The organism is Paenibacillus sp. 7523-1, from assembly GCF_002276415.1.
GTDB classification, from domain to species: Bacteria; Bacillota; Bacilli; order Paenibacillales; family Paenibacillaceae; genus Paenibacillus; species Paenibacillus illinoisensis_A.
The window spans coordinates 60238-73524 of sequence record NZ_NPBR01000007.1 but is presented as its reverse complement, the minus strand read 5'-3'; the positions used below and the strand labels follow the sequence as shown (position 1 = coordinate 73524).

Sequence of the window (13287 nt, the reverse complement as noted above, 5' to 3'; positions counted from 1 at the left end):
TACGATAAGGACATCGAGGCTATTGGTATTTATGGTTCAATTGCTCTAGCAAAAGAGGGGCCTTATTCAGATATAGAATTGCACATCATTAGTAGAGATGGAGCGAATATACCTAACCGTGAATTAATTTTTCATCCTTACAAACTAGAGATTTCTACAAAACAGAAATCCGAATGGTTTCATCAGGCTAGCATGGTGGACGACGGATGGGCGATTAGAACAGGGAGCTTCGTACATATTACCTCCCTTTACGATCCAAATGGCATATTTTATAAGGCTAAGGAGATTGTGCTCTCAGTACCTGACGAAAAGTTTAGAGAAGTAATTGCAGAATTTATGATTTGGGAGCCATATGAAACGATGGGCAAGATCCGAAATGCCAAAGTTTCGAATAACCTCTCTTATCTTCCCCGTGCTGTGTTTGATTTCACATGGCAACTTGCTAAATTGATTGGATTGTTGAACAAACAATATTATACTAGTAGATCCGTAACTCTGGAAGAATCTATAGAACAACCTATCAAGCCAGAAGGATATGTTGAGTTAGCAACAAAAGTAATATGTGGTGAGCTGACTGATAAGGATGAGCTTTATCTATTGTGTGAGAACTTATGGTTTGGTTTGAATAAATTGCTTGAGGACTTAAGAATAGAATATCGTAGTGATATTCTAGAATTGTGAAAGTCTAATATACAAAAATTACTTAAAGCGTAGAAATACCGTGAGTTGACAGAGTAATAATGCAAAGAACGCAGCCAGCCGATCAACTTGATTGGCTGTTTTATTGAACTAACGGGAAACGTTAGGCCAGTAAAACCAAGGAGGCAGTCGACCATAGTGATCGGCTGCCTTTGTTCGAATAACAGCAGAAATTGTGATCACACAGAAAGGGAATTAAGAGTATTAAAGGGGGAAGGTATTCAATTGGAGAATGTATTTAACTAAGTGTATTACAGGAGGCGAACAATATGAGTGAAAGATTATTAAGGGTAGGAACTACTTATATTCCAGTATCAAATGTGGAAATTTCATCAGATTGGTATATACACAAATTAGGGGCAGAGTTAAGCTATATTGATGAGGACAAAGCCATTCTTAATTTGGCAAACCAAAGTATTTTCCTTGTCAAATCCAAAGAAAATCAAAGTTCGAATTTCTACGATATATACGGGGTTGAGCGTTTTTCATTAACTTTTGAAGTTGATGGAATACATGCTTTAGAAGCAATACATAGAGAGTTTAGTGATAAACAGATTAGAGTTAGTACAATTGAAAATAGAGGACATTCCGGAAGGAATTTTATTTTCTCTGATTTAGATGGTAATAAGTTTGATGTATGGAGTGAGTTAAGTCCAATTTTTAAAGATAAATACCTTAGTACAAGCTCGCAATAGAGAAATCTCCTCTTGTTCAACTAACGGGAAACGATAGTTCAGTATTAACCACCTACTAATTAGGTGGTTTTTCTTATGTCTATAACTCCCATTTAGATAACCATTGCGAATATAAAAAGGAGGACGCTGTAACGTCCCCCTGATCACCCAGGGTATCCCCCGGCTGAGATAGCGGCCCGCCGCGCGCGGCATTTATGCAGACATCCGCTATCTCGCATTCCATCATACAGGAAAGCCGAGGGAACCACATGAGAACAAAAGATGAAGATTTATTGCAGCATGAGCTCGCCGTGATGGAAGGGATCCTGGAATCCAAGGAGCAGTACCGCAAAATCGTTAAAGCTGCCATTGCCCAGTGGGTTAAGGACCTACAGGCTGGACATATAAAGATGCAGACCGTTCAGGATCTGGAACGACTAATCGAACTGGATATCAAGCTTCAGCAGGACGAATTATGAATTATTCATAGATTCTTTCTTTGGCTGCTTGCAAGGCTTCTTCTCTTGTAGGATAAGGTCTTGAAACAACGCCATGTGGCGGAAAGACAGATGGGGGCGTATGTATTTCCCACTCACCTTTAGAATTTTCTTGAATTGTTACTCCAAGTTCTAACATAGGGCTTCACCTCCTTCGTGCCCTGAATTTACACTGTTGGATAGAAAAAGGGAAGGGGAAATTTACAAGCTTCGGAAGCTTATAACGGGGGTGGTGGTAATGTAATGGCCAGAGAACGCAGTCCTGAACGGGACAAAGCTAAACAGATGTGGCTGGAGAGCGGCGGAACGATGAAGCTAAAAGACATCGCCGCCGCTCTTTCTATTCCCGAATCTAGGGTCCGCAAGTGGAAATCCATGGATCGTTGGGAAGATGAGCTGAATGGGAGCGTTTTGGGATCTTCCAAAGGGAGCGTTCCTAATGGAGCGAATGGGAACGCTCCGAAATCAAGGGGAGCGCCCAAGGGTAACAAGAATGCAGCCGGCAATCGTGGCGGTGCCCCTCCCGGGAATAAAAATGCGATCGGGAACAGCGGTGGCCCTGGTGGTCCATACAGAAACAAGAAGGCGCTGAAGACAGGGATGTATGAAACAATCTTCCTGGATGCGTTGGAGCCTGATGAACAAGATATGTTCGATCAGATCGACACATCACCAGTTGTGCAGCTTGAGGAACAACTTAAAATGCTAACTCTTCAGGAACGCCGGCACATGAAACGGGTCAAGCTGCTTGAAGAAGGTTTGACTGACGAGGAGCGCAAGACCAAGCAGGAACTTATGCAGCGCAAGGACAAGGTGCCTATCACAAGTCCCAAAACGGGGAAGGAGATAACGGTACCTGTCGTCACTGAAGGCATGAAAGTAACCGAGATTACGACTGTAGTTACGTCCAAGCTGGACAAGATCCTCAAACAAGAGGAAGCCCTGGTGAAAACGAGGGACAAGAAGCTGCGGGTTATCAATCTGATTGCCAGCCTTCAGCAAGAGGAAGAGAAATTGAGAATCGCACGTGAACGTCTTGAACTGGACAGATACAAGGTGCTGGGTGACGGCGGCGATAACGGGGGAGAAGGTGACGAAGATGAAGATGATGGGGATGATTTAGATTGGTAATTGCATTAGCAAAGGAACACCGTCTCCGGATTAAACGTAAGCTGCAGCAGCGTCCGGATAAGCTGGCCGAATTGAAAGCGATCGTGATGGACTTCGAACAGTTTTGCTTCCGCATGCTCAAGATCAAGAACAAATCCGGTGCAATGGTCCGTCTGGTTCTCAACGATGCCCAGCGGCGCTATGCTACCAAGGTATTTGAGGATTTAGAAGCAGGGAAGCCCGTTCGAATTATTATTCTGAAGGCGAGGCAGATGGGCTTTTCAACGGTGACAGAGGCGTTAATCTACTATTTTACGTCCCTGCAGGAGGCAAAGAATGCTTTCATCGTTGCTCAGTCTTCGGATGCTTCAAGCAACCTATTCGATATGTTTCAGCTTTACTATGAAAAGGTGCCTGCAGTTATCCAGCCGATGACTCGTAAGAACAATGCCAAGAAGCTGACCTTTGAGAACCCCGCGATCCGGACGGCAGACCGCCGAAGGAATCCCGGGCTGAAATCAAAGATTACTGTACAAACGGCAGAAAGCCGAGTTCTGGCCCGTTCGGACACGATTCACTATCTGCATGCTTCCGAAGTTGCGTTCTGGCCAGCGAAGAAAAAGAAGAAGCATCTTCTATCGCTCTTGGCTGCATTGTCCAAGGAAGCAGGAAGCATTGGAATTATCGAATCCACAGCGAACGGCATGGAAGAGTTCAAAGCAATATGGGATGCAGCGGTCAAGGGCGAGAATGATTTTTCTCCGCTCTTTTTTGCATGGTTTGAAATGCCTGATTACCGTAAACCTATTCCCCCTGGTTTTGAGCTCACTGAAGATGAACTGGAGCTGAAGGCCAAATACGGACTGGATGACGACCAGTTGCAGTGGCGACGCTACACCATTCGAAACGATTGCGGCGGAGACTCGCGACAGTTTGAACAGGAATACCCATCCGAGCCAGATGAAGCTTTCCTGCTGTCCGGTGAAGGTGTATTTGATAACAAGTTCATTAAACGGCTTCGGGATGCGATTACGCTTAAAGGCAGCCGATATGAAATCGATTATGTGAAGGATCGGGTTTATCCAACACCAACCGGAGAACTGGTGATCTATCGCCAGCCAGAGCAGGGGAAACGGTACATTCTGTCTGCGGATACAGCCAAGGGAACCGAGGATGGCGACTATGACGCGGCTTATGTGATTGATGCACGTACAGGCGAAATGTGCGCTGCTCTTCACGGCAAATGGGACACGGACTTGTACGGTAAAAAGCTTAACAGGCTCGGTTTGTACTACAACACAGCATTGTTGGCTGTTGAGAACAACAACACCGGTGAATCCGTGCTGAATACGTTGTTCAACACTTGTCATTACCCGCTGCTGTTCTTACACAAGAAAGGGCGGCTTGGCTGGGAAACCAACAAAGCAACCCGGCCTGTAATGATCAGTGATTTAAAAGAAGCGATCCGGGATCAGCTTTACGATATTTATTGTCCTGAGCTTTTCGGTGAGTGTATGACGTTTATCGATAAGAACGGTAAGGCAGAAGCGGATAGCGGCTGCCATGACGACCGTATCATGGCGTATTCCATTGCCCTGCAAGTGCGGCAAGTAGCTGATAAGTGGTTTGAATGGTTCAAGAAAAAACAACAGCAACAGGAGGAATCGAAGCATGAAGGAGACAATGGGGGAGCGGGGTGGATTTAATTGAGTGAGGGCAATGCAACATGGGTTCCTTTTGGAAAGGAAGAAGGCAAGCACATTCCGTCCAGTGCGCAGCTACCCGACGTATTCGACAGCTTATACGATCATCATGGCCTGTTACCGTTTGAACCTGGCAATGATCCAATCAGCTGCAGGCGGCTTGTGAAGAACAGCAACATTATTCCGCAGTGCATTGAGGCGTATAAGCGCAACATTGCTGGACATGGGATTGCATTGGAGTATTTGCCTGGGGAAAGTGATGAAACGGCCAAAGACGAATGGAACCTTGCTGAGCGCTTTTTGGAGACTTGTAACCTCGAAGACAATCCTGAAGAGATCATAGGCCAGCTTATCGAAGATTTGGAAAGCACGGGGATGGCCAACATGGAAGTGGCTTGGCCTTTCGGGAGTGAATTTCCGACGATCTTCCGGATGGACCCGAAGTATGTTCGCTATACCCGGGAAAGTTCCAAGGCAACTATTAAGAGGAGACGTCGAATCAGCTCCACTAAGCAGGTTGAAGAGTTTACACAAGAGATTTATGCCCGTCGGTATGCCATGAAGCGAGGAACGTCCGTGGTGTGGTTCCGGCTATTTGGTACTGAAGGTGAAGGTAACCAGGTTATTCCTTTGCGAATCGGTAACGACGGTGCATATGGTGAGCCGCGTTGGTTTGGTAATGCCCCGGGTGTGGTCGGATCCCGGGAGGCCGAAGAACTGAATGTGTCCTATTTCAGTAATGGCCGTATGCTCTCCATGATCTTGACGGTGACTAATGGCCGACTTACTCAGCAATCCATGGAGTTATTGAAAAACGTCAAAGGATCTCAGTCCCAAGGTGGCATTCTTTATCTTGAAGCCAAAGGGCAAGAAACAGGAGGTCCTTTGGACGAGAAGATCGAGAAAGTGTCAATCAAGATGGATAAGCTGAATGACCTTCTGCAGCAAGATGCCCTGTTCCTGGAATACGGCAAGGAGAAGAAGGCCGATATTCTTTCATCCTTCAGACTTCCTCCGATCCTTGTTGGCCAAAGCTCAGACTATAACCGGGCGACAGCTCAAGCAGCGTTGGCATTCGCTGAAGAGCAGGTCTTTGAACCTTACCGCAAGTGGATCATGAATGAGATCTTCAATAAGCGCCTATTCCCGGCCATGGGAATCTTCCGAGTGAAAGCAGTGCTCCGGGCACCGAGCATCATTGATCCTGAGGATCGCAAGGCAATGCTGGACTTCATTGCTGATCGTGGCATTATGCTCATCCGTGACCTGATTCCAATTGCAGAGGATGTCCTTGGCACGACGATCGATGAGAGCAAGTTCAGTCAGGAATACCTGGATACGCCGATTGCTCAGCTGGCTGGAAGCCAACCGTCTATTCTTGATCCGGAGGGAACGGGGGACGCCGACGACCTGCAGGAACGCGTTTCGATCATAGCCAAGCGTCTATTACGAAAGGGATCTGCTGAGGTGGGCATCCATGTGTAAATCTTGTTGGGAACTGATCGCCAAAGCTGATGACGATGAGTTTTTGGATAGCCTTAAGCTGACATATGTGGAGCGCAAGCTGCTTGAAGAGTTATACAAGCAGGGTGAAGACCGGATTATGGAAATCCTTGAGCTTCAAGGAAAAGCACTCCAGGATGCCATTGCTGAATTAAGCGAGGATGCATTGGGGGATATCGGTGAGCTGGGGAACGTTCTTCTTGCTTTGCACACATCCGATGTCTTCTCTGTCCTGTTCGAAGAGGCAGTCCAAGAAGCTTTTGAACCTCTATTTGACCTGGCCGGGGAGTCGGAGTTGCTGGAACTTGACGATGAGAAGATCTGGAACACAGGGAACGAGGCGGCAAAGGGATTTGTTAAGGAGATCCGCAGCCTGGTACCGGACATGAACCAATCTTCAACCGATATGCTCCTTCGTAGTTTTGAGAAGGCAATCGAGGAAGGGAATACACCATCAGAGCGTGCTTTGTTGGTCCAAGAGATCAGCGCCATAGCCGCTACAGGTGAAGACGGTCCTTTTTCTATGCAACGAGCACAGCGTATATCTCGGACCATGAGCACGGCAGCAGCCAATTGCGGCAAACTGGAAGGTTGGAAGCAATCCGCGATTGCCAAGGGCAAGAAATGGCGTTCTTCTGCTGGTACAAGAACGCGGAAAACCCATCGGAAAGCAAATGGCCAGGTCGTAGATCTGGACCAGCCATTTAAGGTTGGTAACAGCAAGCTGATGTATCCGGGAGACCCGGCTGGGGAAGCGAAAGAAATCATCCATTGCCGCTGTACGATGCAGCTGGTACTTGATTAAGCGAGGTGAATTGAATATGAGAAGCGTTGGTATGGTGCTGTTGTGGTCATGCCTATTAACCATGCAGTTATTCCTGGAAGGAGGTGAAAGAAAAAATGCCATTCAAAATGATAGACGCCAAAATTACGCATTTGTCGCTCGTGGATAAGGGTGCCAACGGTGTACCGTTTGCCATTATCAAGGCAGCAGGCAAAAACGCCATTCAGAAGCAGGTCCAGATCGCAAAGGTGGACGACACAAAGCACATCGTTATCGGTGTGGTGTATCAACCTGATGTTGAGGATGCCCATGGTGACATGATGGATGCTGTTGAGATTGAAAAGGCAGCGCATCTGTTCATGGAGAACCAACACACCTACAACATCGATAAGCAACATGACCTGGATGCTGACAAGGGATATGTGGTCGAATCCTATATTGCTCCATGTGATATGGAGATTGGTGATCAAGTGATTGCCAAGGGGTCATGGGTTGCCGGCGTGAAGGTCACAGATGACGACACGTGGGAAGACATCCAGAAGGGTGAAATCACCGGATTCAGTATGTGGGGCGTTGGTAAGCGTGAAGAAGTTGAGGGTGAAGAGGATGTCTCCAAAGGACTCCTGCAGAACATTAAAAAAACTATCAATGCAGCTCTATCGCCGATCGTCAAAGGTATTGTGGCTGACAAGTACAACAAGAATCGCAAGAAACGTGAGTTCTGGGCAGCCCAAGACGCTTTGAATGATGTCTTGTTTCGTTGGGACTCCTGGGAATCCGGGATGGAGACAGACCCCGATATCATTCGTGATGCGTTGCAGGATTTCGTTGATATTGCTCAGGAGGTTTTGGTCCAGGAAGACATCGTGAAGGCTATTGGAACCCCACCCGAGCAGATCGCCAAAGCTGGTAAGAAGATTTCGGCGGGCAATCTCAAGCACATTGATGATGCTATTGCTACATTGACTGAATTAAAAAATAAGACGGCTCCTGCAGATGATGAGGAGCAAGAGGAGGAAGAAGACTTGAAAGCAGATGACATTGTAAAAGCGGTACAGGCAGCTGTAGCGCCAATTACGAAGCAAGTTGAAACATTGTCGGCAGAGATCACGGAACTGAAAAAACAAGAGGACGACGGTGGTGCTGATCCTGGTGCAGGAACCACGGATGCGGGCAATGGTTCCGATCCGCAAGCTGATGCAGTTACTGATGCCATTGCCAAAGCGTTGGCCCCTTTAACTGAGCAAATGAACACGCTGGCTGCTGACGTACAGATTGTTAAAAACAGTCGCGGTGGTTCCCAACAGGGCGGTGCCCAGGATGAAGGTATTCAGAAGTCAGAAGGGGCTGTAAGCTTCAGCGGCTTACTCTAATTTTTTTAAAATCGAAGGGAGATTATTAAACATATGAGAACCAATGGACAGATCGTTAAATCGACTACCGTTTCAACCATGGATACACCGGCACTTAACTATCAGCAGGTGGATGCCTTCCTGAAAATGGCGTATGAATCCACCGAATTCTTGAAAGGAATTCGTACAGTTACCCGTACAAGTTCCAAAGGAACGATTGATAAAATCGGGGTCACTGGACGAAACCTTCGCGGCAAGGTGGAGAATAACGCAGCCAGTAAAATCACAGGGCCAACCTTTCCACAGGTGCCGTACGCTGTTGCACCTGTTGTCCTGGCATTTGAGATCACGGAAGAATTCATCCGTCAAACCAGCCGCGTACGTGGACAGAATGCTGAGGAAATCATCATGGCGGCAATGACGAAGAACTACGCGGATAACATGCAAGATTTGGGCTTTAACGGGGATACAGCAACGCCGAGCACTGACCCTGACTATGACTTCCTCAAAATCAACAACGGTTGGTTGAAGAAAGCGAAAGAAGAAGGGAATCTAATCGATTGGGCGACATTGCCTGATGAAAAGAAAATCGGGATCTTCTTTGAACTGGAGCGTGCTGTTCCGACGCGTCTGCGTGCTGCAGGTGAGTTCAAATACTTTATGCACCCTAACACGTTCTCTGAGCGTCTGCAAAAACTGGCTGAAAAGGATACGAGCGCATCGATCCAGCTGCAAATCACAGGGGGCGTAAAAAAGATCAACTCCTATGCAGTTGAAGAAGTAGCACATATGCCTGAAGGCGTCGTGATTTTCACTTATCACGATAACTTTGTACTGGTAAACACATATGAGATGCAGATCCGTAAGACGACGGAGGGTAAAGAGGCCATTTATGCAGATAAACGCTTCTATGCCATCCACTCTGACTTTGACTCTATCTTCGAAGAGCCAGGCGCTGTTTCGATTGCGGAAGGGGTGACGTTTTAATGCGTAAGGTTACTTTTAAGGGGAAGAACACGTCGGTATCTAAATATGGCCATCGTTTCGAACCAGGCAAGCCGCTCCTGGTTGCTGATGAGACTGCTGAAAAGTTGGGTCAGGAAAAAGACTTCACGGTTGAAGAAATCCAATCGGAACCTGCGCCGGCAGCTGACGATAATGGGAAAGACGATGGTCCAACCCTTCAGGAACTGAAGGATCAAGCCAAGGCTGCAGGCATCAAAGGATTTTCATCTCTTAATAAGCAAGAGCTGATCGATGCCCTGGCCGCTCAGACGCAGAAGGATGATCCTTATGCTAACGCCCCAACTTCTTAAGTCTCGTAGCCGCGTAGCTCCTATACAGGAAGCTGAAGCGGAGCTGCTAGATCAATACATTGATGACGCTCAAGTGCGTATCGAATTGTATTTGCCCATTCCCTTTCCGGAAGTTGTGGATCGGCAGCTCATGCTGGCCTGGGTGAAGCTGGCTGAAGGGCTTGCCCTGCAGGATAGTGAAGAATACCTGGCAGCTGTCGCTCGGAATTATGCTTCTGAGAGTGACGGGGCTTGGACATACACCCGGCAAGCCATTGCAGGCAAAACCACGGGTAACCCGGACGTGGATGGAGTCTTGTTTATGTGGGTCAAGAAACAGCAGGAAGGGCCGGAGGATGGCAACATCACGGCCTATTTGCTGTGAATCACCGATTTAAAACCCCGCTTGCTGTGTACCGGGTAGGCAGCAAGCGGGATGGTGATGATCTGTTCAACGACAGAAAGACGGGCAAGGTGACCGACCTAAAGTGTCATATCATCAAGACGGAAACAACCGACAAGGCAGATGCTAAACCGGTTATGTACATCGTCAAGAAGACGGTCGGTGTTCCAAAGAAGGCTGACGTGAAGATCAGCGACGAGGTTGTGCTGTTAGGTCGCCGATATTTGGTGATCGATGCGAATCCACGCGGGTACTGGATGGAATTGCTGCTGACATGTGAGGTGAAAGGCAATGATCGTTAACGACTTCGATGGGCTGGCCAGACGATTTAGAAAGCTGGCTGATCAAGGCATGAAGCAAGTCCTGACCAACGTTGCTGAAGCGATGGGCGAAAGCCTGCTGAATCACATCATCGATGAAATAAACCGTCAGGATCTGATTGATACGGGCTTGATGTGGAACTCGTTTACTCGAGGCGGTGACGGTAACGTGTGGGAATGGGACGTGGATCGTAATGCGATTACTTTGGAAGTCGGCTCAGATCTCGGCTCTGGTTCAAATGGACAAAATGATTGGGGCTATCCACGCCTAATCAATGAAGGATACACCATCCATAAGGCTCACTTTGTTCCGGGATACTGGAACAGCGGTGGGTCTTTTGTGTATGACCGAAACGCCAAAGGCGGATTCATGGCCAAGCCACGCAGCTTCATCGGTCGGAGGTACTTTGACATTGCTGTGACCCAGTTTGAAGGCGGGATGAACCAGCTCATCATACAACGCCTGGACAAAGAAATGGAAAGGGTGTTGCGTTAATGGATGCAGGTTTGAAAGCATGGGCCGAGATTATCCGGCATGTTTACCCAGTTCTAACTATCCTTCGGGATCGAACGCAGTGGCTGGCCGGGAACTTTGATACACCTTCCGTTTTTATTGAAACGGATCTCGTGTCGGATAAGGTTCACACGCCGAGGGCTGATCGGATCGTCGAGGATGTGGGCCTGGTCTTCCACTTTGATAAGGAGCGGGTGACAGAGGAAGACGAGGGGGAGCCAATCCCCTTTGATCTTACGCCGTTGTTCAACTACTTACGTCAACAACGATTTTGTTACGCATCGAAACGCTTTGGAGTGGCTTTAGTCATTGAACCACCTCGGACAAGGTCGGAAAAGGACCGGATCGAAGTCACCTTCAGGTATTCGTATCTTTTGGCAGTGCCAAAGGAGCCAGTACCGAAAATTAACAGTTTCTTTATTCAAACCTAATCAATACTTCAGGGTACCAGCTCCTTAGATTGAAACCTCTTAATAATATACTTCGTATGTACAATGATACATAGAAGGAAGAATAAGGATTTTCTCTAAGGGGGACAATAGTTTGAAAAAAAGTACAAAATGGGTATTGCTGATTTTATGTTTAATATTTGGTGCAATCGTTGTGAACTTCTATCTCAATTTCTATTCAATTGCCTATGCTCTAGTGGGTCTACTTTTTCTAGTCTTTTCAGGCTGGGGGGCTATTGTGCAAATGAAAAATGATGTTAATCAATTTCAGGACCAATACAAAAGGCAAACCTACATTGAAGATGATAGCGATCGATATACAAGATAATTTTTATAATAAGAAGCAAAAAGGAGCGCTGCATATTGGAGTCTTAGACAGCGTTCCTTATTAATTTGGAGGGGAAATCCGTCTATGAGTTCACGAAAGCAAGCTCGTATAGATATCGAAGATTTACAGAAACGAACCAAACAGGAATGGATTGAGGGTGCAGCTATCTTGAAGCATGAACGCTTTGAGGTAGCAGGCGCCCTTTTTAATTGTAAAGCTGAAGAGCTGCTATCTCAGCAAGACGTACAAAAACGACTAGATGCCTATTTGCGTCCAGCGGTACAGAAGGAGGAAACGTTGAATGTCGATACAGAGAGTTAGACCAGGAGCGCTTATTGAGCTGATCGCTTTGGCCAAGGCGAGAGTGGTGCCAGTGACAGGGCGTGTACTTATTCCGTATCAAGCGGAATGGGGTGCAGTTAACCAAGCCATGGATATGGCTGATACGTCCGAACGATTTAAAGAAAGCGGCCTGCAGGTGGATGAATTGGAACTGGCTTCGGAAACCGGGGCGACAGTGGTTGGGTACCGGGTGACCAATGGTTCTGAAAAAGCAGCTTTCGTGACTGTAACGGATAGCTACACAATCGAGGCCCGCTATCCTGGATTACGCGGTAATGATTTTGAGTACATGATCCGGACAAGCTTAGTGGATGCCACTAAAAAAGAGATCATTGTCCGAGATACAAAAGGTGTCTATGACACGGAGACATTCCTTGTTGCGGACAAGGCTGCTGCAGAGGAAGCGCTCAAGAAATCCAATATGGTCCGCTTCAAATCTACAGGGAATGTGGCATGGGCTGACGTGGCTTACACACCTCTGGCAGGCGCAGTATCTGGGACAGCATCAATCACTGCAGCTGACTGGAGTCGGATCTTTAACCGAGTGGATGGTCTGACCTTCGATGTGTTCTATTTACCTTCTACGGATGCTGCTGTTCAAGCCGCAGCTAAACAATGGCTGTTGGATCGCCGTACGAAGGCCCGGAGACTTGCTCAGTTGGTCGTTGCTGGCCCTCCACTTGATGACACCGACATTGACAAGCATAATACCCGAAGCCGCGCTATGAACGCCAGATTCATCGTGAACAACTCCCTTGCCGGCATTCATACCAATGGCAAGACTTACAACTCGGTTCAATGGGCAGCATGGCTTGCTGGTCTGATGGCGGGCACACCTGCGAATAAGTCCTTTACAGGGGTTAAGGTCCCAATGACACAGGCTGCCATTGACTGGAGCCACAGCGAAGTCATGAAAGGTTTGGCCGAGGGTACGATCATGGCTACGCGTGACGGTTACGACTATATTATTGAGTCGGCAGTGAACACACTGACCACATTGGGCGATGGAGAACGTGAGGACTTTGGTAAGATCCGGGTTTCCATGACGATCGACCAGGTATTGAACGATATTTATTCCACGGCGAAGAAGTGGAAGGCCAAACTCGACAACGATAAGGATGGCCGGGGAATGTTTGTTGCTGCAGTGCTGGAATATTTGGCGATCCGTGCCGGGCAGAAGGCTATTGCTACAGGCTATACATTCACGGAGGATCCGGACAAAATCAGTGACTTCGATTATGCCTATTTCAAGCTGTATGCCAAGCCGCTTGATGCCATCGAAGCATTCTATATTACATGGGAGGTGGCATAGTA

The 13287-nt window shown here is 47.4% G+C and carries 18 protein-coding genes; 17 read left to right on the top strand and 1 reads right to left on the bottom strand.

What is annotated here, in order from left to right; all coding sequences use genetic code 11:
- From CHH60_RS08875 to CHH60_RS08865, 3 genes are all read left to right on the top strand, one after another.
- On the top strand, nucleotides 1-681 hold a 681-nt coding region (locus CHH60_RS08875), incomplete at its 5' end, for a kanamycin nucleotidyltransferase C-terminal domain-containing protein (RefSeq protein ID WP_095358896.1).
- A 287-nt stretch (nucleotides 682-968) separates the two neighbouring features.
- Entirely contained in the window at nucleotides 969-1394 is a 426-nt protein-coding gene (locus tag CHH60_RS08870; RefSeq protein WP_095358895.1) for a VOC family protein, read from the top strand.
- Between the two features lie 248 nt (nucleotides 1395-1642).
- Nucleotides 1643-1852 carry a hypothetical protein gene (locus tag CHH60_RS08865; RefSeq protein ID WP_095358894.1) on the top strand — a complete coding sequence of 70 codons (210 nt, stop codon included), beginning with the start codon at nucleotides 1643-1645 and terminating at the stop codon, nucleotides 1850-1852.
- Between the two features lies 1 nt (nucleotide 1853).
- Here the strand turns inward: CHH60_RS08865 and CHH60_RS29745 are convergent, their stop codons facing one another.
- Nucleotides 1854-2009, bottom strand: a complete 156-nt coding sequence (locus CHH60_RS29745) for a hypothetical protein (protein WP_176476018.1) — start codon at nucleotides 2007-2009, stop codon at nucleotides 1854-1856.
- A gap of 104 nt (nucleotides 2010-2113) precedes the next feature.
- Here CHH60_RS29745 and CHH60_RS08860 point away from each other — a divergent pair, with 104 nt between their 5' ends.
- The 14 genes from CHH60_RS08860 to CHH60_RS08795 all read left to right on the top strand — a co-directional run bounded on the left by CHH60_RS08860 (nucleotide 2114) and on the right by CHH60_RS08795 (nucleotide 13285).
- Nucleotides 2114-3001, top strand: coding sequence for a phage terminase small subunit-related protein (locus CHH60_RS08860; protein WP_095358893.1), 888 nt, complete (start codon nucleotides 2114-2116; stop codon nucleotides 2999-3001).
- The gene (locus CHH60_RS08855; RefSeq protein WP_095358892.1) at nucleotides 2995-4686 is read left to right on the top strand and encodes a DNA packaging protein; all 1692 of its coding nucleotides are present in this window, start codon (nucleotides 2995-2997) and stop codon (nucleotides 4684-4686) included. The genes CHH60_RS08860 and CHH60_RS08855 overlap by 7 nt, the downstream gene beginning before the upstream one ends.
- Nucleotides 4687-6168 carry a phage portal protein gene (locus CHH60_RS08850; protein WP_095358891.1) on the top strand — a complete coding sequence of 494 codons (1482 nt, stop codon included), beginning with the start codon at nucleotides 4687-4689 and terminating at the stop codon, nucleotides 6166-6168.
- Nucleotides 6161-6991 (top strand): phage minor head protein, encoded by an 831-nt coding sequence (locus CHH60_RS08845; RefSeq protein WP_095358890.1) that lies wholly within the window; start codon nucleotides 6161-6163, stop codon nucleotides 6989-6991. The genes CHH60_RS08850 and CHH60_RS08845 overlap by 8 nt, the downstream gene beginning before the upstream one ends.
- A 95-nt stretch (nucleotides 6992-7086) precedes the next feature.
- Nucleotides 7087-8343: an XkdF-like putative serine protease domain-containing protein gene (locus tag CHH60_RS08840; protein WP_095358889.1), complete on the top strand. Its 1257-nt coding sequence runs from the start codon at nucleotides 7087-7089 to the stop codon at nucleotides 8341-8343.
- Between the two features lie 33 nt (nucleotides 8344-8376).
- Nucleotides 8377-9309 carry a phage major capsid protein gene (locus CHH60_RS08835; RefSeq protein ID WP_095358888.1) on the top strand — a complete coding sequence of 311 codons (933 nt, stop codon included), beginning with the start codon at nucleotides 8377-8379 and terminating at the stop codon, nucleotides 9307-9309.
- Nucleotides 9309-9638, top strand: a complete 330-nt coding sequence (locus CHH60_RS08830) for a Rho termination factor N-terminal domain-containing protein (RefSeq protein ID WP_095358887.1) — start codon at nucleotides 9309-9311, stop codon at nucleotides 9636-9638. The genes CHH60_RS08835 and CHH60_RS08830 overlap by 1 nt, the downstream gene beginning before the upstream one ends.
- Nucleotides 9616-10002 carry a hypothetical protein gene (locus tag CHH60_RS08825; RefSeq protein ID WP_095358886.1) on the top strand — a complete coding sequence of 129 codons (387 nt, stop codon included), beginning with the start codon at nucleotides 9616-9618 and terminating at the stop codon, nucleotides 10000-10002. The genes CHH60_RS08830 and CHH60_RS08825 overlap by 23 nt, the downstream gene beginning before the upstream one ends.
- Entirely contained in the window at nucleotides 9999-10322 is a 324-nt protein-coding gene (locus CHH60_RS08820) for a hypothetical protein (RefSeq protein ID WP_095358885.1), read from the top strand. The genes CHH60_RS08825 and CHH60_RS08820 overlap by 4 nt, the downstream gene beginning before the upstream one ends.
- Entirely contained in the window at nucleotides 10312-10836 is a 525-nt protein-coding gene (locus tag CHH60_RS08815; RefSeq protein WP_095358884.1) for an HK97 gp10 family phage protein, read from the top strand. Before CHH60_RS08820 ends, CHH60_RS08815 begins: the two co-directional genes overlap by 11 nt.
- Nucleotides 10836-11285, top strand: a complete 450-nt coding sequence (locus CHH60_RS08810) for a hypothetical protein (RefSeq protein WP_095358883.1) — start codon at nucleotides 10836-10838, stop codon at nucleotides 11283-11285. The genes CHH60_RS08815 and CHH60_RS08810 overlap by 1 nt, the downstream gene beginning before the upstream one ends.
- Before the next feature lie 112 nt (nucleotides 11286-11397).
- Nucleotides 11398-11631, top strand: a complete 234-nt coding sequence (locus tag CHH60_RS08805; protein WP_095358882.1) for a hypothetical protein — start codon at nucleotides 11398-11400, stop codon at nucleotides 11629-11631.
- Nucleotides 11632-11715: 84 nt separating this feature from the next.
- A complete protein-coding gene (locus CHH60_RS08800) occupies nucleotides 11716-11952 on the top strand; it encodes a hypothetical protein (RefSeq protein ID WP_095358881.1) in 237 nt (78 codons plus the stop codon).
- Nucleotides 11933-13285: a phage tail sheath subtilisin-like domain-containing protein gene (locus CHH60_RS08795; protein ID WP_095358880.1), complete on the top strand. Its 1353-nt coding sequence runs from the start codon at nucleotides 11933-11935 to the stop codon at nucleotides 13283-13285. Before CHH60_RS08800 ends, CHH60_RS08795 begins: the two co-directional genes overlap by 20 nt.
- The last annotated feature ends 2 nt before the right edge of the window (nucleotides 13286-13287 follow it).

What these genes read in the sequence shown, in the direction of transcription:
- CHH60_RS08870 (WP_095358895.1), top strand. Translation starts at nt 969, where the DNA reads ATGAGTGAAAGATTATTAAGGGTAGGAACTACTTATATTCCAGTATCA.
- CHH60_RS08865 (WP_095358894.1), top strand. Translation starts at nt 1,643, where the DNA reads ATGAGAACAAAAGATGAAGATTTATTGCAGCATGAGCTCGCCGTGATG.
- CHH60_RS29745 (WP_176476018.1), bottom strand. Translation starts at nt 2,009, where the DNA reads ATGTTAGAACTTGGAGTAACAATTCAAGAAAATTCTAAAGGTGAGTGG.
- CHH60_RS08860 (WP_095358893.1), top strand. Translation starts at nt 2,114, where the DNA reads ATGGCCAGAGAACGCAGTCCTGAACGGGACAAAGCTAAACAGATGTGG.
- CHH60_RS08845 (WP_095358890.1), top strand. Translation starts at nt 6,161, where the DNA reads ATGTGTAAATCTTGTTGGGAACTGATCGCCAAAGCTGATGACGATGAG.
- CHH60_RS08840 (WP_095358889.1), top strand. Translation starts at nt 7,087, where the DNA reads ATGCCATTCAAAATGATAGACGCCAAAATTACGCATTTGTCGCTCGTG.
- CHH60_RS08835 (WP_095358888.1), top strand. Translation starts at nt 8,377, where the DNA reads ATGAGAACCAATGGACAGATCGTTAAATCGACTACCGTTTCAACCATG.
- CHH60_RS08830 (WP_095358887.1), top strand. Translation starts at nt 9,309, where the DNA reads ATGCGTAAGGTTACTTTTAAGGGGAAGAACACGTCGGTATCTAAATAT.
- CHH60_RS08825 (WP_095358886.1), top strand. Translation starts at nt 9,616, where the DNA reads ATGCTAACGCCCCAACTTCTTAAGTCTCGTAGCCGCGTAGCTCCTATA.
- CHH60_RS08815 (WP_095358884.1), top strand. Translation starts at nt 10,312, where the DNA reads ATGATCGTTAACGACTTCGATGGGCTGGCCAGACGATTTAGAAAGCTG.
- CHH60_RS08810 (WP_095358883.1), top strand. Translation starts at nt 10,836, where the DNA reads ATGGATGCAGGTTTGAAAGCATGGGCCGAGATTATCCGGCATGTTTAC.
- CHH60_RS08800 (WP_095358881.1), top strand. Translation starts at nt 11,716, where the DNA reads ATGAGTTCACGAAAGCAAGCTCGTATAGATATCGAAGATTTACAGAAA.
- CHH60_RS08795 (WP_095358880.1), top strand. Translation starts at nt 11,933, where the DNA reads ATGTCGATACAGAGAGTTAGACCAGGAGCGCTTATTGAGCTGATCGCT.